Annotated in this window: 19 protein-coding genes; 10 read left to right on the forward strand and 9 right to left on the reverse strand. The window is 62.6% G+C overall.

From position 1 onward, the window contains the following. Nucleotides 1–61 precede the first annotated feature (61 nt). Genes JIN81_RS16670 through JIN81_RS16680 form a run of 3 tightly spaced genes read right to left on the reverse strand, consistent with a single transcriptional unit; the run spans nucleotide 62 to nucleotide 1,917 of the window. The gene (locus JIN81_RS16670) at nucleotides 62–475 is read right to left on the reverse strand and encodes a hypothetical protein (RefSeq protein ID WP_200282551.1); all 414 of its coding nucleotides are present in this window, start codon (nucleotides 473–475) and stop codon (nucleotides 62–64) included. A gap of 30 nt (nucleotides 476–505) precedes the next feature. Next, nucleotides 506–949 carry a hypothetical protein gene (locus JIN81_RS16675; protein WP_200282554.1) on the reverse strand — a complete coding sequence of 148 codons (444 nt, stop codon included), beginning with the start codon at nucleotides 947–949 and terminating at the stop codon, nucleotides 506–508. After that, on the reverse strand, nucleotides 946–1,917 hold the full coding sequence (locus JIN81_RS16680) for a hypothetical protein (RefSeq protein WP_200282557.1): 972 nt from the start codon (nucleotides 1,915–1,917) through the stop codon (nucleotides 946–948). The genes JIN81_RS16675 and JIN81_RS16680 overlap by 4 nt, the downstream gene beginning before the upstream one ends. 157 nt (nucleotides 1,918–2,074) lie before the next feature. Between JIN81_RS16680 and JIN81_RS16685 the strand changes: the two genes are divergently transcribed. Together JIN81_RS16685 and JIN81_RS16690 are read left to right on the forward strand one after the other, a co-directional pair. After that, the gene (locus JIN81_RS16685; protein WP_234045124.1) at nucleotides 2,075–3,361 is read left to right on the forward strand and encodes a hypothetical protein; all 1,287 of its coding nucleotides are present in this window, start codon (nucleotides 2,075–2,077) and stop codon (nucleotides 3,359–3,361) included. Between the two features lie 7 nt (nucleotides 3,362–3,368). Next, complete coding sequence (locus JIN81_RS16690; protein WP_200282563.1) at nucleotides 3,369–4,673, forward strand: hypothetical protein; 1,305 nt, start codon at nucleotides 3,369–3,371, stop codon at nucleotides 4,671–4,673. Nucleotides 4,674–4,761: 88 nt separating this feature from the next. Here JIN81_RS16690 and fbaA read toward each other — a convergent pair whose 3' ends face one another. Continuing rightward, complete coding sequence (fbaA, locus tag JIN81_RS16695) at nucleotides 4,762–5,793, reverse strand: class II fructose-bisphosphate aldolase (protein WP_200282566.1); 1,032 nt, start codon at nucleotides 5,791–5,793, stop codon at nucleotides 4,762–4,764. Between the two features lie 131 nt (nucleotides 5,794–5,924). Here fbaA and JIN81_RS16700 point away from each other — a divergent pair, with 131 nt between their 5' ends. Together JIN81_RS16700 and JIN81_RS16705 are read left to right on the forward strand one after the other, a co-directional pair. Beyond that, on the forward strand, nucleotides 5,925–6,767 hold the full coding sequence (locus JIN81_RS16700) for an ROK family protein (protein WP_200282569.1): 843 nt from the start codon (nucleotides 5,925–5,927) through the stop codon (nucleotides 6,765–6,767). Between the two features lie 156 nt (nucleotides 6,768–6,923). Further along, the gene (locus JIN81_RS16705) at nucleotides 6,924–7,403 is read left to right on the forward strand and encodes a hypothetical protein (RefSeq protein WP_200282572.1); all 480 of its coding nucleotides are present in this window, start codon (nucleotides 6,924–6,926) and stop codon (nucleotides 7,401–7,403) included. Between the two features lie 784 nt (nucleotides 7,404–8,187). Here JIN81_RS16705 and JIN81_RS16710 read toward each other — a convergent pair. Further along, nucleotides 8,188–9,252, reverse strand: coding sequence for a CAP domain-containing protein (locus tag JIN81_RS16710; RefSeq protein ID WP_200282574.1), 1,065 nt, complete (start codon nucleotides 9,250–9,252; stop codon nucleotides 8,188–8,190). A 178-nt stretch (nucleotides 9,253–9,430) separates the two neighbouring features. Here JIN81_RS16710 and JIN81_RS16715 point away from each other — a divergent pair, with 178 nt between their 5' ends. The 3 genes from JIN81_RS16715 (at nucleotide 9,431) to JIN81_RS16725 (ending at nucleotide 11,888) form a co-directional block, all read left to right on the forward strand. Beyond that, nucleotides 9,431–9,778: an aspartate 1-decarboxylase gene (locus JIN81_RS16715; protein WP_200282576.1), complete on the forward strand. Its 348-nt coding sequence runs from the start codon at nucleotides 9,431–9,433 to the stop codon at nucleotides 9,776–9,778. A gap of 90 nt (nucleotides 9,779–9,868) precedes the next feature. Continuing rightward, nucleotides 9,869–10,471, forward strand: a complete 603-nt coding sequence (gene secG / locus JIN81_RS16720) for a preprotein translocase subunit SecG (RefSeq protein WP_200282578.1) — start codon at nucleotides 9,869–9,871, stop codon at nucleotides 10,469–10,471. Between the two features lie 229 nt (nucleotides 10,472–10,700). Continuing rightward, nucleotides 10,701–11,888, forward strand: a complete 1,188-nt coding sequence (locus JIN81_RS16725) for a rhomboid family protein (protein ID WP_200282580.1) — start codon at nucleotides 10,701–10,703, stop codon at nucleotides 11,886–11,888. 33 nt (nucleotides 11,889–11,921) lie between these two features. On the opposite strand, the gene JIN81_RS16730 is transcribed toward JIN81_RS16725, so the two are convergent. The 4 genes from JIN81_RS16730 to JIN81_RS16745 form a co-directional block, all read right to left on the reverse strand. Next, nucleotides 11,922–14,291 (reverse strand): tetratricopeptide repeat protein, encoded by a 2,370-nt coding sequence (locus tag JIN81_RS16730; RefSeq protein WP_200282582.1) that lies wholly within the window; start codon nucleotides 14,289–14,291, stop codon nucleotides 11,922–11,924. Nucleotides 14,292–14,338: 47 nt separating this feature from the next. Further along, nucleotides 14,339–14,758, reverse strand: a complete 420-nt coding sequence (locus JIN81_RS16735; protein ID WP_200282584.1) for an ExbD/TolR family protein — start codon at nucleotides 14,756–14,758, stop codon at nucleotides 14,339–14,341. Then, a complete protein-coding gene (locus JIN81_RS16740) occupies nucleotides 14,758–15,597 on the reverse strand; it encodes a MotA/TolQ/ExbB proton channel family protein (protein WP_200282586.1) in 840 nt (279 codons plus the stop codon). The genes JIN81_RS16735 and JIN81_RS16740 overlap by 1 nt, the downstream gene beginning before the upstream one ends. 152 nt (nucleotides 15,598–15,749) lie before the next feature. Further along, on the reverse strand, nucleotides 15,750–16,043 hold the full coding sequence (locus tag JIN81_RS16745) for a hypothetical protein (RefSeq protein ID WP_200282589.1): 294 nt from the start codon (nucleotides 16,041–16,043) through the stop codon (nucleotides 15,750–15,752). A 411-nt stretch (nucleotides 16,044–16,454) separates the two neighbouring features. On the opposite strand from JIN81_RS16745, the gene JIN81_RS16750 reads away from it, so the two are divergent. Genes JIN81_RS16750 through JIN81_RS16760 form a run of 3 tightly spaced genes read left to right on the forward strand, consistent with a single transcriptional unit; the run spans nucleotide 16,455 to nucleotide 18,295 of the window. Next, on the forward strand, nucleotides 16,455–17,429 hold the full coding sequence (locus JIN81_RS16750; RefSeq protein WP_200282591.1) for a DnaJ C-terminal domain-containing protein: 975 nt from the start codon (nucleotides 16,455–16,457) through the stop codon (nucleotides 17,427–17,429). Then, entirely contained in the window at nucleotides 17,426–17,743 is a 318-nt protein-coding gene (locus tag JIN81_RS16755) for a chaperone modulator CbpM (RefSeq protein ID WP_200282593.1), read from the forward strand. Before JIN81_RS16750 ends, JIN81_RS16755 begins: the two co-directional genes overlap by 4 nt. A 36-nt stretch (nucleotides 17,744–17,779) precedes the next feature. Continuing rightward, on the forward strand, nucleotides 17,780–18,295 hold the full coding sequence (locus JIN81_RS16760) for a GNAT family N-acetyltransferase (protein WP_234045125.1): 516 nt from the start codon (nucleotides 17,780–17,782) through the stop codon (nucleotides 18,293–18,295). Nucleotides 18,296–18,763 lie beyond the last annotated feature (468 nt).

Raw genomic sequence — 18,763 nt, forward strand, 5'->3', positions numbered from 1 at the left:
GGAAGTCGGGACGGGGGGCGGTGGCGGTGGGGATGAGGCCCCGATATCCAGCCGGGAATGATCAGTTTTCAGGGATGTCGGCGCGCTCGACGGGCTTGATGAGCAGGATGCCAGCGAGGGTGAGGAACGGGGTCATCGCGAGGACAAGAATTGGTGGTGATCGGAATTCATCCGAGAAAATCCAGAGGGCTGAAAAGCATAGGCCATCAAACAAGGCGAAACCCGCTAGCATCAAGTGCAGGAGGCGACTGCGCGACAGAAATGGAAGGCAACAGGGAGCTCCGAGCATGGCGATGGGAAGCGAAACGAATGCGGCGATGGCAGCTGAGGTCGCGAAGTCACGATATTCGGGCATCGACACGAGATCGATGATGAACAACCAAACAACCCATCCATTTTTCCATAGGTGGAAGAAGGCGTAGAGGGCCACACCGAGCATCATGAGGGCAAAGGCGATGCGGTGGCGCTGGGTCATGGAACAGGCGGAACAACCAGCACGGGATGATCAATGCTCGAGGATGCTGGGGCGCGGGTCTGGCTTGACGATGAGGAGACCGCTGAATGTCAGCAGCGGGCTGAGGACGAGGAAGATGAGGACGGGTTCGCCCTCCATGCCGTATTCGGCGCAGAAATAGAGGAAGACACTCGCGGTAAGGCCGCTGAACACGCGGAGAATGACGCGCATCAGCAGGCTGGATGGCAGCCATTTGATCAGGCATGGCGAGGCCAGGGCGACGGCCGACAAGGTGAGGAATGTGCTCAGCACGATGGAGCTTTCCGCGTCCAGATAGCCGATGGGATCCCGAATGGCTGAGCGGATGAAGTGGAAGACATTGCGTCCGTCTTCGGAGAGGAAGATGCACAGGAAGCTCACCGCGCCGCCGATGAGGAACGCAAGCCCGATGCGTTGACGAGATGAGGCCAGAACCGGGCTGGGCTCATTCATCATTCGTCTCCCGCCTCGGGTGATCCGTTGATGGCTTCGATCGCGGAATCGAGGGACTCAATGATGGTCTCCTTGAGTTGTTTGCGGCTCTCGGTCAGGACCTCGATGGTCTTTTCATCGAGGAAGTCGGGCAGGATGTCGGCCAGGAATTCGTTACGGGCAGTCCACTCCTTGTCAAAGCGGGCCTTGGCATCGCCGGCGACGACTGCCTTGAGGGCATCGGTGGAATTCCAGTCAATGCCCTTGGCAGCCATGCGGGCCTCGTACATGGCGGCGATGAGTTTCTGTTCATCGGCGAGTTCAAGCGACACGCCCTGCTGGTCCATCATGGGGATCAACTGGCTGAGCATGGTGCGCTCGGGTTGCATGGCGTGATAGGTCACGAAGGCCTGGTAGTCGGCATCGCGGCCGAAGAAGGTCTTGAGCGCCTCGTCGCTCTCTGCGCGGTGGGCGGCCATCTGCTCCTCGATCGCGGCGCGGTCGGCCTCATCGGCGCCGACCCATGCCTGGGCGAACTGCTGTTGCTTGGCCAAGCGGTCGCCGAGCAGGTCATCCAGATAGACGCGTTCCTGATTGTTCAGGCCGAGGTCGTAGTGAAGGTCGGAATAGGCACCCAGCGCGACTTCCTTGATTCGTTCTTCGCTGGGTTCCGGGTAGTCGGCGGGCACGTTGCGGGTGCCTGGCAAGCCTGTCGGGGCGGGCGTGGGGGAGGCAGCGGGGGTGTCCGTAGTGGCGGTGGAGTCCGGTTTCTCGGTGACCTCGGTGGGATCCACGGGGGCGAGAGGTTTTTTGCCGGGCAGTGGGGTTTCCTTGGCGAGGATGTCGTCGGGGGTGATCTTCACCGGCTGATCCGTGGGGATCTGTCGCAGGCGAAGGACTTCGGCTCGCAGTTGTTTGATCCGGATTTCCTCGATGACCACGGTGGTCAGGACGGCGACAACGACGAGTGAGATGGTGACGGCAGGCTTCATGGGTGCGTTCGCGTGGGGCATTCAAATTGCCTGTTTGACGGGCGGAGCGCAAGGCGCGTGACGGAGTGGGTGGGAGTTTTCAGGTGGGTGAACGCGGGTTTCTCCGCACTTCCTGCGGTTGCTTGGCTCTCGACCTGAGGGAGTGGGGGATGTAATCATGCACGGTATGGGTAGAGGGATGAAGGGTGCGATCTGGGTGCCGCCGGCTGTCGCGGTGGCGGTGGCAGCAGGGTGGATTGGTTCCCGCAAGCAGGCCGTTGCGCAGATGGAAGAGGAAATCGTGGTGCTGCAGGCGAGGATCGAGCGGGCCAAGCGCGACGCGGGTGCGGGTGGTGAGGGGGAGCGTCGGCCGGGCAGGGATGCGGATGGCCGGGCGGACTGGCATCAGGTGGTGGATTGGTTGGCAGCGGCGGAGGCTGGAGGTCACGGGATGCGTTCGCAGATGAAACTCCAGCGCTTCATCCTGGAGCTGACGGATGAGGAGTTGATCGCAGGCATCGAAGAGATGGATTCGCTGGATCTGGGCGCGCGACTCAAGGCGAGCCTGGAGTCGATGTTGATCGGCCAGCTGATCGAGCGCGATCCGGCGGTGGGCATGGGGTATTTCCACCGGCTCGACCGGGAGGAACACGGTTGGATGCTTGCGCGGGGTTTCGGACGGTGGCTGGAGTCGGATGCGGGGGCGGCGATGGCGTGGTTCGATCAGGAAATCGACAAGGGAACCTTTGAAAGTCGATCGCTGGATGGAAGGCAGGAAGAGCGCAAGCGATTCGAGAGTGTCCTGCTGAGGAGCCTCCTGAAGACGAATCCGGATGCCGCCTCGGCGAGGCTCCAAACGATGCCGGAAAGCCTCCGCTTCGAGGTGCTGTCGGCCTACGGGCAGTGGAATGATCCCGGCAAATTCGAGGGCCTTGCGGAATTGGCGCGGGCGAATCTTTCGGCGGAGAAATGTGATGAGGTTCTGGCCCAGCATGCCCGCCATCTGGCGTCCCAGAGCGAGGGCGACCCACGGAAGATCAGTCAGTATCTTGAGAAGATCGAGGCCACGGCCGAGGAGCGGGAGCACATCGCGGAGAGTGTGGCCCTCACCCTGATGATGGCGGAAGGGGGGCATCAGGGGGTTCTGAGACTCGAAGTCATGGAGGAGATCCAGGCGTGGGTGTCGGAGGAGGCACCGGGATCGCTCGGGCGGGTGACGGGTAAAATACTAGGAATGCAGTGGGGAGATACATCGAGGGAGGAACGGGTGGAGTTGCTGAAGAAATTCCACGCCGAGGGGATGGGCGACGAGTTGGTCACGACTTTCTTCGAGGTCGACGGCTCGAACCGGGACCCGGAGATGATGCGGGAGTTGTCCGCCCTGTTGAATGACGAGGACAGTCGGGCGGCACTGCTCGAGGCCGCGGACGAGCAGGAACCATCGATGAAGGAATCCGGAAACTGACCCCCCCATGAAGCTCTCCTTGATTCTTTCTTTTGTGATCCTGTTCGCCGGCGGGATGATCGGCTGGCATGACCAGCGGCGCCTGGTTTCCCTGCGCACGACCCACGAGACGCTGGTGCTCGAGGCGCGGAGCATGGGGGTGGAAGTGGACGAGGTCTCGGAGGCATCGAAGCGGAGGCTGAGTGAGCGGGAAGCCGAGCAACGCGAGGAGAAGGTCCGGCTCTATGCCGCGCGGTTGGTATCCTTCGTGAAACGGGCCGAGGAGAATGAGGGGAAGGAAGGGCCGGAGATGCAGCGGGAGATGGTCGAGGTCATGGATGGTCTGTTAGGTATGGACGCGAAGGAACTGACCTTGTTGGTCGGGATGATTCGTAACCATCCTGAGCTGGATGAAGACATGCGCAGTGGGCTCATCGGGTTCTCACTGGTGATGCTGTCGGAGCACAGTCCGCGGGCCGCCCTCACGATCTACGCCGAGTCGGGCGACCTGATGGCGGAGGAAGAGAAAATGGAGTGGGTGGTCTCTGCGGCATTGAACAATCTGGCACAGTCCAGCCCGCTCGAGGCACTGGATTGGATCCGCCAGCATTCGGCGGCTCATCCGGAGTTGGTGAAGGACGATGCGAAGCGGTCGGTGGTGGCCGGCGCGTCGGTCACCGATCCGGCCCTCGCGTTTCGCTTGATGGATGAGCTCGACCTCAAGCTGGACGGTAGTGTGGCGAGCAGTCTGGCGGAGGCGTGTCGTGGGGTCGATGAGCGGGGTGCCCTGCTGCGGGCGATGGAGGACCCGGGCGTGGACCTGGAGGATGCGCAGAGGGAGCTCCTTCTCCAACAGATGGCCAGACCGCTCGTGCGGGAAGGATTTGAGGCGGCAAGCGAGTGGCTGGAGAACGCGGGCGTGTCGGAGGACGCGGTCCGATCCATGATCCAGGGAATCGATTACCACCAGATCCGGAGCGAGGCGGCCGAATGGATCGAATGGACGGGCGAGCGCCTGGAGGGTGCTGAATTGAAAACGAAGGTCAGCTCGCTGGTCGGTGAGTGGACGAAGTCCGACTACCGGGTGGCCGGGGAGTGGCTGACCAAGGTCGAGGAGGGGCCGGTGCGTGAGGCCGGCGTGGTGGGGTTCACCGAGGCGGTGGCGCAGCACGATCCCGAGGTGGCCGCCGAGTGGGCCCGGACGCTTCCCCGGGGTGATGACCGGGAGCGCCTGGCGGGTCTGGTGTTCTCCAGCTGGAGTGAGGTGGATCCTGCCGCTGCAGCCGCCTTCGCCGTGGACGAAGGGCTGGCCGTTGAGCTGCCCGGCGAATGACCGCCGGAGCCGTGCATGGTTCCCGAAATGAAAAGAGCCCGACGCATCGGCGTCGGGCTCTTGTTTGAATCTTGCAGGCGGAGTCGGATCAGACCGTGCCGAAGATGGTCTTGCCGGTGGACTTCAGCTCTTCGCATGCCTGCTTCATGCGGTCGCACAATCCTTGCTCGGCCTTCTTGAGGTAGGACCGTGGATCGTAGTGCTTCTTGTTGCCGACCTCACCGTCGATCTTGAGCACACCTTCGATGTTCGTGCAGATGTGGTTCACGATCGGGCGGGTGAAGGCATACTGGGTGTCGGTGTCGATGTTCATCTTCACGACGCCGTAGTCCAGGGTCTCCTGAAGGTCCTCGCTGGAAGTGCCGGAGCCGCCGTGGAAGACGAGGTCCATTTCGGCGTCCGCGCCGTACTTGTCGGTCACGGCCTTCTGACCATCCTTGAGGATGGATGGCTTGAGCTTCACGGCACCGGGCTTGTAGGCACCGTGGACGTTGCCGAAGGTCGCGGCGAAGAGGAAGCGGCCGATCGGGTTGAGCGCTTCGTAGACTTCCACCATGTCTTCCGGGGTGGTGTAGAGTTTCTCGGCGGGCAGGCCGGAGGTGTCGTGACCGTCTTCTTCACCGCCCACGCAGCCGGCTTCGACCTCGAGGATAATGTCGAGTTCGGCACACTCCTTGAGGAGCTCCTTGGAAATGGTGAGGTTCTCCTTCAGATCCACCACCGAGCCGTCGAACATGTGGCTCTGGAAGAGGGGGCCCTTGCCTTCCGCGATGCGCTCGCGGGACGCCTGGAGGAGTGGCTTGAGGAAGCTGTCGACCTTTTCTGGGTGGCAGTGGTCGGTGTGCAGGGCGATGAGGACATCGTATTTCTCGGCCAGGCGGTGCACGGCTTCAGCGAGGACGATGGCTCCGAATGCGGCGTCTGCCACTGAGGTGCCGGCAGCGAACTGGCCGCCACCGGTGGAAACCTGGATGATGCCATCGGACTTGGCCTCGGCAAATGCCTTGAGGGCGCCGTTGATGGTCGGGAGGGATGTCACGTTGATCGCCGGGTAGGCGTAGCCACCCTTCTGGGCGGCATCGAGCATCGCGCGGTATTGTGCAGGAGTTGCAACGGGCATGGGGGCGAACTAGCGACCCGGCGCCGGAATGTCGAATCCCGAGTGCGTAATGCGGTCAGGCTGATGGAAAATGCGCAATTCGTTTCGACCCGGTTCTTGGACACAGGTCCGGAAGCTGCTTGGATGGCGTCATGATCGCAGGCATTGAAATGGGAGGCACCAAAACCGTGGTGGCCGTGGGTGAGGCCGACGGCACCGTTCACGAGGAGTTCCGGTATCCGACGACGGATGGGCCGGGCACCTACGCGCGGGCCATCGAATGGCTGCGCGAGCGCGGCACGCCGGAAGCGGTGGGCGTGGCGGCCTTCGGGCCGGTGAGCGTGAACAAGAATCGGGCCGATTACGGTCGCATGCTGGCCACGCCGAAGCCGGGTTGGGCCGGATTCTCGATCGTGGGTGCCCTTGAAGGCGCTTTCCCATCGGCGCGGATTGCTTTGGAAACGGACGTGAACGCCGCGGCGCTGGCCGAGCGGGATGGACTGGACAACGTGATCTACATCACCATCGGCACCGGGATCGGTGGAGGCGGGCTGATCGATGGCCGGATGCTGAGAGGGGCGGTGCATTCGGAATTCGGTCACTGGCTGCCGCGGCGTGCCCCCGGCGACGACTTCGCAGGCGTCTGTCCCTTCCACGGCGACTGCTTGGAAGGGCTGGCGAGTGGGCCTGCCATCGCCCGTCGGTGGGGCATGGAAGCCAAGGATCTGGCGCCGGATCACAAGGCGTGGGAGTTCGAGAGTTTCTATCTCGCCCAGGCGGTGATGACGCTCCTCGCCACCGTCTGCCCGGAGCGGGTGGTGATCGGCGGCGGCGTTTCCCAGGCCGAGGACTTCCACAAGTTGGTCGAAGAAAAAGTCCGCGACTGGGCCGAAGGTTATTTTCCTGCTCTGGAAGAGAATCGCCCCTTCGTGGTCGCTCCGCAGCACGAACAGCAGGCCGGGATCAAGGGCGCGCTGATGCTCTGTCAGGGCTGAGGTAAGGTGAAGGGCTCATCAAGGAATGCCGTCATGATATGCGGTCTTTCGACGACGGAACTCTTGTAGGATCAAGTCTTTGTGTTCTAACGTTTCCTCGAAAGGCTCTTCCATATCATTGCTTGAGAAGATGAGGATAGAACGGTTCGCCAGAAAATGAGACTTCTTATTGCCGCAGTGATCCTTATTGCTTTCCCGTCGACGGCCTCAGCGGGAGACTCGATGAAGGACAAGCTCGTAGGGTGTTGGTGGGGTTCGATGACGATCACGAGCGGATCGAAGATGGGTTGGGATAGGCGCTGGATTATCGAACGCACTGAAGATGGGCGCTTTCGGAAGCAAGAATTCATGGTCGATCCAGTAAGGAAGGTCTATGCCGCGATTTCAACCAAACCTGAAGAGGGCGTATGGAGGCTCACCCATTCGCTTGTAACTCACGCGGTTGATCACGGTTCAACGTGTAGTGATTCTGTAACCGAAGAGAATGGATCAATTTCATGGGAGGGAGGCAGTATGTCTGGACCCCCGGTGAAGTGGACAAGTAAAGAGGTCAAGATTCTGAAGTTTGCCCCGCAACTCGACGAAAGCTATAAGCTTATCACGGTTGAAAGCTTCAAGAACCGTCACAAGGATTAATAAGGGTTCGATCCTAACACCTGTCCTGTCGCGAGTTTAGTCCGCCATGACCATTTATCCATCAACCTAAAGTCGAAGGCACGCTCCCGGGCAGGTGTGGGAGGACTTCGAGGTTTGAAAAACGATAAACACACGATCAAAAAAGAAAGATGCCCAAGACAAGTGCTCTAATTCTGGCAAGCGGGATGTTTGCTAGCTCGGTGATGATCTATTTGGGTCTTTCCCAGGTGGGGGATGCGTTGGGTCGATTTCCAGAATCGGTGGATCGGCTTGGTCAGTCACTTGAGCTAGCGGGGCGGTATGCCCAGCCTCCCAATCAAATCGACGTGAGTGTTTCGGGAGGGATGCCAAATGACCCCCCGGTAAACCTCAGGCAGACGAGGTAGGAAGCAGGTTTGTCTGCCTGCAACTTGGACAGCGGCGCCGCCTTGAAACAGTGCCGTTCGGGACTGGGGCCGAATGATGCTGCGGAAGGGGCTCTCGGGGTGTTCAGGGATCACGGCCCTTCAGGCCGTTGTTTGTTGGGACGGCGGTTTACCCAAGGCGGTGCCTTGGGCTGAGGGGTGTCGGCCCGTTGGGCCGTTGGACCGTTGGACCGTTGGACCGTTGGACCGTTGGACCGTTGGACCGTTGGACCGTTGGACCGTTGAGCCGTTGAGCCGTTGAGCCGTTGAGCGGCTGGGCCGGTGGGATGAAGGATCGGGGGAGGCAGAGTGTGGCCGGGCAAACGGATGGTCGTTGGGGAGGTGGCGTTTGCTCGCTGGCGCAGGATCGCGCGGTGGGGTTACTGGCGGCCGGTCATCATGGTCCAGTGTTTGCCGGCGATGCCGACGCCGATGACGTTCGGGCCGGAGGCCATCATGATGAAGCGGTGGCCGTCGGAGGCGAACCAGCCGTTGTAGGCGGCCTGCGGGCTGGTGGAGCCCATGAAAATGTTCTCGCCGCTGGCTTGTCCCTGGAATCCGGCCTTCCGGGCGCGGTCCCACGGGGTTTTCTTTTCGGGGACGGGGGATTCGTGGGCGAAGAACCCGAGCCGGGCCATGTCCTTGGAGTGGCCTTCGGCGGCGGCGGAAAGCTTTTCCTCGATCCGCAGGGGTGGCAGGCCAAGCACGGCGCGTTCGCCATTGAGGATCTCGGTGAAGTTCTGCATCGCTCCGCTGCACCATCCGCCGAGCTTGCGGTTGGTCTCGGTGGTTTCCTCGAGCTTGGCATGGGCGTCGCGGGTCTTGATGAAGCGCTCGCGGGCTTTCATCAGGTGGGAGGCTTCGAAATGATCCTCGAGGACGAACTGGCGGAGGGCGTCATCGTCCATCTCGGAGGTGCTCAGGGTGTCGTCGAAGCGCTCCATTTCGCGGGCGATCTCGGCAAGGGCATCGAGGTGGCTGTTGACGGTGGCGTCGAGCTTGGTGGTGTCGGCCTTGGCAATGCGGACGGCCTTCTCGTGGAGCACGGTGAGGTTCTCCATCTCCTCGCGCAGCATGGCGATCTTCTTGGGCTCCTTTTTCCAGTCCGTGCGGATCAGCGGCATGACGCGGTCTCGCTCGGCGTCGAGTTCTTCGGCCACCGTGAGGTGTTCGAGGTAGGGGTTGGTGGAGCGGCCGGAGGTGGCGCAGAGTTTGTCGATGGCGGCGCTGTGCGCCTTGCGGGCGACTCCGAGCGACTTTTCGTAGTCGTCCATGGCGTCGGGCCCCATTTGCATCCAGGTGCGGTAGGCGGCCTGGCGTTTGGAGGCCTCGGTGGACATCATCCACTGTCCGGCCTTGCGGGTGAAGTCGGCGGCGGCGCCTGCCTGCTGGGCGGAGGCGGGGAGCGCCAGCCCGAGGGCGAGGACGACGGAGAGGGTTTTCATGCGCAAGGTTTAGCGTCCTCGGGGGCGGGTTTCATGCGAAAAATTCCGCGAGCGTTCGGATTCGGGGGAGTGGGTTCAGCGGGCGGCTGCCCCGGGGGCCGGGGGTCGGGCCGAACGAGGGTTCCGGTGGGCTTCCCGCTTGACCGGGGTCGGTGCGGGTGGTTCCGTCCGCGCAGCCATGCTCCGCCAAGTTCTCAAATCCAAGCTGTATCAAGCCATGGTCTCGGACTCCATCGTGGACTACGAAGGAAGTATCGAGATTCCGCGTGATTTGATGGAGGAAGCGGACCTGTGGGCGGGGGAAAAGGTGCTGGTGGCGTCGATCGACACGGCGGCGCGGCTTGAGACCTACGTGCTGCCGGGTGAGCCGGGAACCGGGCGGATCCTGATCAATGGTGGGGCGGCGAACCGGATCAAGAAGGGGGAGCGGCTGACGATCATGGCCTTCGCGCTGACGGAGACTCCGATCGAGCCGGTCAAGCTGGTGCTCGACGCCGAGAACCGGATTGTTCGCTCCGGGCGCTGAGAATCCGTGAAAATCGCCGGTTCGGTGGCGGAAATCCGGCTGAAAACCCCGCTTTACATCGTCGGGGACCTCTGACAGTTTCCCGCCCCCATGATTCTCGCGTCCATCGACTGGCTCTCCATCAGCATCAATTTGCTGCTGATCATCTTTGTGGTCGTCTGCTTGCTTCTCAGCCTGCTGATCCTCATGCAGCGTCCGAAGCAGGAAGGTCTTGGCGCCGCGTTTGGCTCAGGAATGACTGACCAGATGTTCGGAGCGCGCACGACCAACGTCCTCCAGCGTGGCACCGTGTATCTCGGCACGCTTTTCTTCGTGCTCACGCTGACCCTGGCGATTCTCTACGCCCGGCAGAATGAGAACACCAACACGATGGTGAAGGAAGAAGTGGCTGAAGAGGAAGTGGTGGAGGAAGCGCCCGTCGAGGAGCCTGCTCCGGAAGAGACCACTCCATCCTTGGAAGAAACTCTGGAAGGCAAGATCGATCCGGTTCCTGCTGAAGAAGCTCCCGTCGAGGAAGCCCCGGCTGAAGAAACACCTGCCGAGGAAGCTCCTGCTGAAGAGGCACCTGCCGAGGAAGCACCTGCTGAAGAAGCACCTGCTGAAGAAGCACCTGCTGAGGAAGCTCCCGCTGAAGAGGCTCCTGCCGAGGAAGCCCCTGTGGAGGAGACTCCCGCAGAAGAGACCGGCAACTGATCCTTCCGTTAGGGAGGATTCGACATCGGCTTGGTGCGGTTTCAGCGCGTCCGGCGTTTTGGCTGATGGGTCCGGCTGGATGGTTTGGCTTCCATTGCGGCCGACTTTTATCTAACGGTACCACGGGCGGGGCGTGATGGACGGTGGTCAGCTCATGCAGGCGGTCGTGTCATCGGGAAATCTTGGTGCGCGAATTGCGTCATTTCCGTCGCTCAAGCCGTAAGGTCCCATGACGACGCCCGATGAATCATGCTCCCAGCCGGTCTGGGCCCGACCCGACGCCTTTGCCGAAGCGGGCGAGGGATGGGGATGGGTGGATCGCAAGGGGAACCGTCATCCGTGCCGTGACTTCGAGGACCTGACGGAGAGCATCATTGGGGATGCCGGGGCTCGGGTGGACATGGTGTGGACCCCGAAAGGACCGAATCTGGTGCTGCCGGAGGAGTTGCCGGAATTGCTGCCGGCGCTGAAGGAGGCGCGCCTGCGCTGGGCAGAGTGGGAGATCGAGGAGGGTCGGCGTCAGATGCTGATCTTCGGCGTGTTCTTTGTCGGGTTCCTGACCTACTCGCTGATCGCGAAGCAGAAGTTGATGGCCTTCGGGCCGCTGGGTCTGACGCTGCTGCTGTTTCTGATTCTGGGGTTCATCCCGTGGTATCAGGGGATGAAGCGGCGCAAGCGGGCGAGGATGGCGATCGAGGGCCAGCTGGAGCCGGACGTGGAGGGTCTGCGTTTCGAGACCTGGCTGCAGCACCAGCGCGCGCCGTACACGCGCCTGCTGTTGGTGACGCTGGGGGTGGTGGGTCTGGTGCAGGTGGTGGGTCCCGGGAACCTCTTGAGCGACGTGCGGACGGCGGGGCTGACGAAGGTGAATGGGGCGGCTGCCGACTGGTGGCGGCTGGCGACGGCTCCCTTTCTACATGGGCACTGGCTGCATTTCCTCATGAATGCTTCGGCGCTGGCCTACCTCGGTCGGCGGGTCGAGTTGTTGGCTCGTTGGCCGCACATGGTGATCGTTTTTGTGCTGGCTGCGTGGGTCGGGGGTGAGGCATCGGCGCGGTTTCTCCCGGGGCCTTCGATCGGGGCCTCCGGGGGCATCATCGGGCTGCTTGGGTTCCTCATGGTGTTCGAGTCGATGCATCCGGCGCTGGTGCCGGACAGTGTGCGGCGGAGGTTGTTGGCCGGTCTGGTGATGACGGCGGCGATCGGGATGGTCGGCTATCGATTCGTCGACAACTGGGCGCACGGAGGTGGCCTGGTGGCGGGCATGGCCTATGCGCTCATCGTCTTCCCGAAGTCATCCTCGGCGAAGCGGCCGGATCAGACGACGGGGGACCGTTATGCGGGATACGCGGCTCTGGCGGTCTGTGCGGCGGCGGCGGCGTGGGCCGTGCAGCTGCTGCTCTCGGCCGGTGGATGACGGAAACCTCGGTGAGTCCCGAGGGGCGGCCGGTCAGGGTTTCCAGTTCGGGTACTTCTGCTGAAGTTCGTCGCGGTACTTCTGGGCGTCGGTCGGCTTGCCTGCCTTCTCGAGGGCCTGGATGAGTTTCAGCAGCGCCTTGGGTTTCACGACGCGGTCGCCGTCGTCCATCAACTGGACCGGCAGGATGTAGGAGCGGACGGCTTCTTCCGGTTTGCCCTCGGCGAGGAGGATGTCGCCGCGAAGCATGTGCAGATTGGCTCCGACGCGGCCTTCCGGGCGAAGGGAGAGACCTTCCTCCACGGACTTGGTGGCATCCTCGTATTTCTTGAGGGCGAGCAGTGCCTTGCCCCGGTCGGTGAGGCCATCGGCCCTCCAGGCGGGGTCGGTCTCGACCCGCAGGGCGTGGTCGATGGCGGTGATGGCTCCGCCGGGGTCGCCGGATTCGAGCCGGGATTTGCCGAGGAAGCGCCAGACTTCCTTGGGGGCAAGATCGGGGTTCTCATCGTCGGCGATGAGGTCGTAGAAGCGGGCGGCATTGCGGAAGTCGTCGCCATTGAATGCCTGATCGGCGGCCCAGCGCACCAGAGGTTCGGGCAATTCCGTGGCGTAGTCTTTCTCGAGAGCGATGCCGACCTCGGTGATCAGTTCGGTGGCATTCTTCTCCGCCAAGTACACCAAGCATAGTAGCAGGCCGGCGTGTTTGGTGTAGCGTTCGGGAGCGAGTTCGCGGGCCTTCTTGAGATACGGGATGGCTTCGGCTCCGCGGTTGGTCTTCACCATGCCCCAGCCGGCCCAGTAGGCGGCCTTGGCGGACGAGGCGGTGTCGGCGCCGGGCACGTTCTTGAGGAATTCGAGGTAGCGCGAGACCATGGCATCCAGCTGGCCGGACTCCTTGGCGATGGTGGCTCCTTCGAGGTAGGCGAGGGTGAGCAGGGCGGGGTCCTTGCTGGTTTCGACGAGCTTGTCGAAGTCCTGCATGGCCTTGGCGACGTCCCCGATGGCTGCGTAGGAGCGGCCGCGTGCCGCGAGGGCGAGGGGGATCTTCTCGTCTCCGGGGAAGTCCTCGATGAATTCGCTCAGTGATTTGGCGGCGGCTTCGGGGTCGTTGGCTTCGGCGAGGCAGCGACCCCGCTTGTAGAGCATGCCGGGGCGGTTCTTTTCCGAAAGCATGGCGGGATCGATGTCCCGATAGACTTCGGCAGCCTCGACGTTTTTCCCTTCGTCGTAGAGGGTTTCCGCCTTCATGAGGAGGGCGGTGTGGATCTTGGGATCACGCGGGCGGGATTTCCCGTAAAGGTCGAGGAAGGCTTCGACCTGATCGAGCACGTGGCGACCTTCGATGCGGAAGAAGCAGAGCAGGCGGAAGTAGGTGGCCTCGAAGGCGTAGTCGGACTCGGCGGGCATGAGCCGTTCGACTTCGCGGAAAAGAGGGAGCGCGTCGGCATTCCGATCGAGCATCATGTAGGCGCGTGCGGCGAGCATCAGGCGCCGGGCCTCGCGGTCGCCCTCGCTCTTGGCGAGGTTGCGGGTGAAGATCTGGATGACCTCGCGGTAGCGCTTCTGGTCGAAGCGTGCGGCCATCATGGCGATCTGGGCATCGGCGCGGAATTCCTCCATCCCCGGGGTGGTGAGGATGATGTTGAAGTAGCGGTCCGAGCGGTCGGCATCGCCCAGGCGGGCGGCGACGGCTCCGGCCTTGAGCGCGGCGGCTCCGCGGGTGGCCTGGGTGTCTGGCGAGCTCACGACCTGATCGAGCAGGCTCATGGCCTCGGCGAGTTTGCCGTCATCGGCGAGCAGGCCGCCGTAGTCGACGATGGCCTTGCCGCGGTAGGGGTTGGCGCCATCGGTATCGGCGATGACGGCGCGGAAGTAGGACGATGCCTTCTTGTCCTGCTGGAGCATCTGGAAGCTCTTGCCGGCGTAGTAGAGTCCGCGCTGGCGATCGCTGGCCTTGGTGGCGATTTTCGACAGCTTGTCGAAGAGGGTGGCGGCGAGGGCGTACTGGCGGTTGTTGAAGTGATCGGCGGCCAGCATGTAGGCGGCTGCGGCGGCGTAGCGACCCTTGCCGAAGCGGTTCAGCAGCGAGTGGAAGCAGCGCTTGGCGTCTTCGATGCGGCCGGTCGAGTAGTAGGACTGACCGAGGTACCACCAAGCGGCTTCGGCATTGGCGTGGCGGGGGAAGTCGTTCAGGTAGCGGGTGAAAATCTCGATGGAGCGGCCATAGAGGTCGAACTGGGTGGCTCCGGTCGAGCGTTTCGCGGATTCGTAGACGTTGCGCCCGTGTTGGAACCAATCCTGGCCCGCGTCCCTCTGCAGGGCGGGGTCGACGGGCTGGGCTCGGGGTGCCTGGGCCACGAGGGAGGCAGGGACGAGCAGGAGAATCGCGGCGAGGCGGCGCATGGTCGGAGTTTCACGGATGATCCGGTATTTGCAAGCCACAGGGCTGCCTACTCGGAAGGTCGTGGCTTTTCGGTGGCGAAGGAGATGTTCCAGATGCCGGCCTGCTGGCAGGTATCGATCACCTCGACAATCCGCTGGAATGGCGTGGTGGCATCTCCCCGGACCCGGACAGGTTGGTTCTCATGCTGAAGCGCGATCGCGGACAAGGTTTGTTTCAATTGTGCCTTGTTCTTGGTTTCGCCCCAGACGGTGACGGTGCCATCGACGCGCACGTTGAGGATGATTTCGCCGAGAACGCGCTGGGGATCCGCGCCTTCCTCGGAGGTGGGCACGGCGATGCGGAGGTCCATTTCCTCCCGCGAAAACTGCCAGGTGACGATGAAGAAAATCAGCAGCAGGAACACGATGTCGATCATCGGTGCGATCTGCATCCCCGTATTCTGGGGCTCTCGTGTCTGAAATTTCATCAGATGCCGTGAAGGTCCGGCCGATCATCGGACAGCGGGGAAGGGACGGGCATGGCGTATTCGTCGGCGCGGCGTGGTTGCTGGGCCGGCGGCGACTGGGCGGGGGCCTGACGCTGCACCTGGGCGTGGAGCATGGCCATCAGGTGGGTGGTGGCGGCCTCCAGCTCGGACACGTATTTCTGCACCCGGCCACGGAAGATGGAGTAGAAGACGAGGGAGGGAATGCCGATCGCGAGGCCGGTGGCGGTGGTGACGAGTGCTTCGGACACGCCGGAAGCGAGGCCCATCTGTTTCACTCCGGCGTAGGTGGAGATCTCGAGGAAGGACTTGATCATGCCCAGCACGGTGCCGAGCAGGCCGATCATCGGGGCGATCGAGCCGATGTCGGACAGGTAGGTGATGCGGGAGCTGAGCATGCCGGCTTGGCGTGAGCCCTCGGATTCCGCGATTTCCCGGATCTCGCCGAAGGTCGACGAGCTGTTCTTGGTCATGAATTCCAAGCTCTTCTGGGTGATGCGCGCCATGCACTGGTTCTGGCGGTGGCAGTAGCCGATCAGGCCGAGGAAATCGCGTTTCCGGATCATGGCCTCGGCGGTGTTCATGAAACGGTCGCTGACCACCGTATTGCGGCGGATGGTCATGAGGTAGAGGAGGATGAGGACCATCGCCACCACCGACAGCAGGGCGAGGGGATACATCATGATCCCGCCCTGATCGATGATCTGCATGAAATCGAGCTCGGTGAAGCCTCCGGGCTGGTCCGTTGCGGCCTCCTCCTGGGCAATGGCAGGGAGCGCGGTCAGGAGGACGGCGGCTGGGATCAAGGTGGAAAACTTCATATCGAGGCGCAGGAAAGCTTATCGAAGCATGCAAACAACGCAAGGCTACCGGCAGGACGGGCCGATACGTCGCCCGCGGGCCGGATGTTTCGCCAATGGGGCGCGGCAGCGGGCTATCGGGGCGGCGCGAAGGGGGGGCCGCAGGACGCAGGTCAGATCAGGCGCACGATGGAGAGCACGACCACGGCGAAAAAGGAAAGCACGAGGACGGTGCCGGGGATGAGGGCTCCCTGGAGGACGAGGAAGAACAGGCAACTGCGCAGGAAGGTCCGCTGGGGGCGGGTGCCGCGGTAGCGGACCTTGAGCTCGAGATAGGCCTGGAGGACGACGATCCCGATCAGGGAGATCACCCAGGCGATGAGGAGCAGGAGGAAGGGATCGAGGGGTCCGAGGGAAAATCTGATGACCCTTTCGGCCCAGAGCGCGTACAGGGCGATGCCCGACAAGGCCGGGAACAGGCCGAGGGCGATATTCAGCCAGCGGAAGCCGAGGGTGTCATGGGCCGATACGTTGTAAGGATACCGAGTGATGGCATGTCTCTAACGCATGGGACCTGATTCGGCCAGCCGTGGTCAGCAGAATTTGTCGTGCAGGATATGCAGTCCGAGGAGGTGGTTGAGGAGGGCATCCTTGCGCCCGCATCTGCCGGGTCGATGATGTGATGAGGGACCTCGATGAGCTGAGTGACACCAGCATCGTCGGCATCATCACCCAGCATCACTGACGGTCCGGGTGGGTCGCTGGCTCCAACTGCCCCCTTGCCTTGGGGCGGTGCTTCATCCATCCTTGAGGTAATCCTCCAGCGGTGTGCCGTGAACTACTAAGGACGCTGGAGGTCCATCACCCTGCCCGATCCGATGTCCGCCGACTTCAAAGACTACTACCGAATTCTCGGGGTTTCGCGGGATGCGAGCCCGGATGAAATCAAGAAGGCGTTCCGCAAGCTTGCCCGCAAGCATCACCCCGACGTGGCCCAGGACAAGGCGGTATCCGAGGAGAAGTTCAAGGAGATCAACGAAGCGAACGAGGTCCTCGGTGATCCGGAAAAGCGGAGGCAGTATGATCAACTCGGGGCGAACTGGAAAGAACACGGAGCGGCCCCGCCGCCGCGTGGAGGCGCAGCCGGTGCCGGAGTGCCTCCACATGAGTTCAACTTCGGAGGTACGGGTTTCAGTGACTTCTTCGAGCAGTATTTCAGTGGGGCGAGCCGCTACGGATTCCCTGAGGAAATGCCGGGGGCATCGCCGCGCGGAACGGGGCGGGCATTTCGCGGAAGCGACATCGAGGGAGACATCCTTGTGACCCTGAGCGAGGCGATGCACGGGGCCCTGCGGCCGATCTCGCTCCAGGTCACCGACCGTCGCACCGGCCAGGTCGAGACGCATTCATTCCAGGTTCGCATTCCCGCCGGAGTGACCGACGGGCGCCGCATCCGTGTGCCCGGCCAGGGTGAACCCGGCGTGAATGGCGGAGAACCCGGAGACCTCTACCTGAGGGTCCGCCACGCGTCCCATCCCGACTTCCATACCGAGGGGGCCGACGTCTATCACGAGCTCGATCTCGCGCCATGGGAGGCCGTGTTGGGCGCCGAGATCGTGGTGCCCACACTGGATGGATCCGTCAAACTCAGGATCCCGCCGGACAGCGAGGCCGGCGATCATCTGCGCGTGCGCGGTCGGGGTCTGCCGAAAGGCAAGTCCGGCGGTCGCGGCGATTTTTATGCCGTGCTCCAACTGAAGCTTCCCACGAATACCGGCGATGAGGAACGAGCGCTTTGGGAAAAGCTGCGCTCCGCCTCCCGCTTCAACCCCCGAACCCCGTCCCAAGCATGAACCGACCCACCGATCCCGAGGCCGACCTGCCGATCTACGAAGCGGAGGAAGAGGCGGCCTACTCGCTCGAAATCGCCGCCCGCCTGACCGGGGTGGATACGGAAACCATCCTCCATTTCAAAGAAGAGGGTCTGATCCGCGGCAAGGCGGAAGCTGAGGACGAGCCGGTGCTCGACGATGAGGATCTGCGCACCCTGCGCCAGATCCAGCACTTGCAGCGGACCTGTGAGGTCAATGAAGCGGGCCTCCGGCTCATACTCAAGCTGATGGATGAACTCGAGCAGTTGCGCGGTCACCTCCGCAGCTTGCACTGAGCTTCGCACATCGCGAATCCGGCTTCATCGCACTCCATGGTTTCCACCGCCCGGCTGGTGGGTTTGAGTCATGCCATGAGCAAGGTGCACGTGAGGTCCGTCGAGGCGGATGATCTTCCGGAAATGCTGGCGATGATCCGCGAGCTGGCGGTGTTCGAGAAACTCGAAGGTATCCTGGTGACGACCGAAGCCGACCTCAGCGATGCGTTCTTCGCCGATGTGCCGGCGGCGGGCGGGCTGGTGGCCGTGATCGATGGTCACCTGGTGGGCTACGCGATTCATTTCACGACCTTCTCCAGTTTCCTCGGCAAACCCGGTCTGTGGTTGGAGGACATCTACATCCGTCCCGATTGGCGCGGGGAAGGGGTCGGCAGAATGATGCTCGAGGCGGTGGTCGCCCATGCCCGCGACAAGCACTACGGCCGCTGTGAGTGGTGCGTGCTCGACTGGAATCAGCGCGCCATCGACTTCTACCATGGCATGGGCGCGCGCGTCCTGGACGAGTGGAGGATCGTCCGCATGGATCGCGAAAGGATGGAGTCGATGGCTTGACCCGTTCGCCGGGGGGGGGAGCCGGACCGTGCCACTCCACTCGGTATCGAATCCACCAACCCATTCCGACCGAGGGGTCAGGGACTGAGGGGTCAGGGGCCAAGCGATGCCAGCGAACAGGGAGCCAAACCCGAACCGCGTGACGCCGTCGCGCATCCCCAGAGCAAGCGGAGCCTCTCCCAACTTTCCACTTTCTACTTTCTACTTTCTACTTTCTACTTTCTACTTTTCACTTCCCGAACTTCCCGCCCACGCAACCATTTCACCCATTTCACCCGACACCCTTCCCAACCCGTTTGCTTCGCCCACAACTCCTCCAAAGAACCTCATAAGCTGACGGGACCGCCTCCAGCGCCTGGCGCACCTGCGGCGCAAGCTGCTGGGCTATCGCAACTACTACGGAGTGATCGGGAACTCGCATATGCTCTCCAAGTATTACTACGCCGTGGTGCGCTTGCTCTACAAGTG

It is taken from the genome of Haloferula rosea, from assembly GCF_016595525.1.
GTDB classification, from domain to species: Bacteria; Verrucomicrobiota; Verrucomicrobiia; order Verrucomicrobiales; family Akkermansiaceae; genus Haloferula; species Haloferula rosea.

What these genes read in the sequence shown, in the direction of transcription:
- JIN81_RS16705 (WP_200282572.1), top strand. Translation starts at nt 6,924, where the DNA reads ATGAGACTTCTTATTGCCGCAGTGATCCTTATTGCTTTCCCGTCGACG.
- JIN81_RS16670 (WP_200282551.1), bottom strand. Translation starts at nt 475, where the DNA reads ATGACCCAGCGCCACCGCATCGCCTTTGCCCTCATGATGCTCGGTGTG.
- JIN81_RS16760 (WP_234045125.1), top strand. Translation starts at nt 17,780, where the DNA reads ATGGTTTCCACCGCCCGGCTGGTGGGTTTGAGTCATGCCATGAGCAAG.
- JIN81_RS16700 (WP_200282569.1), top strand. Translation starts at nt 5,925, where the DNA reads ATGATCGCAGGCATTGAAATGGGAGGCACCAAAACCGTGGTGGCCGTG.
- JIN81_RS16740 (WP_200282586.1), bottom strand. Translation starts at nt 15,597, where the DNA reads ATGAAGTTTTCCACCTTGATCCCAGCCGCCGTCCTCCTGACCGCGCTC.
- JIN81_RS16750 (WP_200282591.1), top strand. Translation starts at nt 16,455, where the DNA reads ATGTCCGCCGACTTCAAAGACTACTACCGAATTCTCGGGGTTTCGCGG.
- fbaA (WP_200282566.1), bottom strand. Translation starts at nt 5,793, where the DNA reads ATGCCCGTTGCAACTCCTGCACAATACCGCGCGATGCTCGATGCCGCC.
- JIN81_RS16680 (WP_200282557.1), bottom strand. Translation starts at nt 1,917, where the DNA reads ATGAAGCCTGCCGTCACCATCTCACTCGTCGTTGTCGCCGTCCTGACC.
- JIN81_RS16690 (WP_200282563.1), top strand. Translation starts at nt 3,369, where the DNA reads ATGAAGCTCTCCTTGATTCTTTCTTTTGTGATCCTGTTCGCCGGCGGG.
- JIN81_RS16755 (WP_200282593.1), top strand. Translation starts at nt 17,426, where the DNA reads ATGAACCGACCCACCGATCCCGAGGCCGACCTGCCGATCTACGAAGCG.
- JIN81_RS16735 (WP_200282584.1), bottom strand. Translation starts at nt 14,758, where the DNA reads ATGAAATTTCAGACACGAGAGCCCCAGAATACGGGGATGCAGATCGCA.
- JIN81_RS16675 (WP_200282554.1), bottom strand. Translation starts at nt 949, where the DNA reads ATGATGAATGAGCCCAGCCCGGTTCTGGCCTCATCTCGTCAACGCATC.
- JIN81_RS16715 (WP_200282576.1), top strand. Translation starts at nt 9,431, where the DNA reads ATGCTCCGCCAAGTTCTCAAATCCAAGCTGTATCAAGCCATGGTCTCG.
- JIN81_RS16710 (WP_200282574.1), bottom strand. Translation starts at nt 9,252, where the DNA reads ATGAAAACCCTCTCCGTCGTCCTCGCCCTCGGGCTGGCGCTCCCCGCC.
- secG (WP_200282578.1), top strand. Translation starts at nt 9,869, where the DNA reads ATGATTCTCGCGTCCATCGACTGGCTCTCCATCAGCATCAATTTGCTG.
- JIN81_RS16685 (WP_234045124.1), top strand. Translation starts at nt 2,075, where the DNA reads ATGCACGGTATGGGTAGAGGGATGAAGGGTGCGATCTGGGTGCCGCCG.
- JIN81_RS16725 (WP_200282580.1), top strand. Translation starts at nt 10,701, where the DNA reads ATGACGACGCCCGATGAATCATGCTCCCAGCCGGTCTGGGCCCGACCC.
- JIN81_RS16730 (WP_200282582.1), bottom strand. Translation starts at nt 14,291, where the DNA reads ATGCGCCGCCTCGCCGCGATTCTCCTGCTCGTCCCTGCCTCCCTCGTG.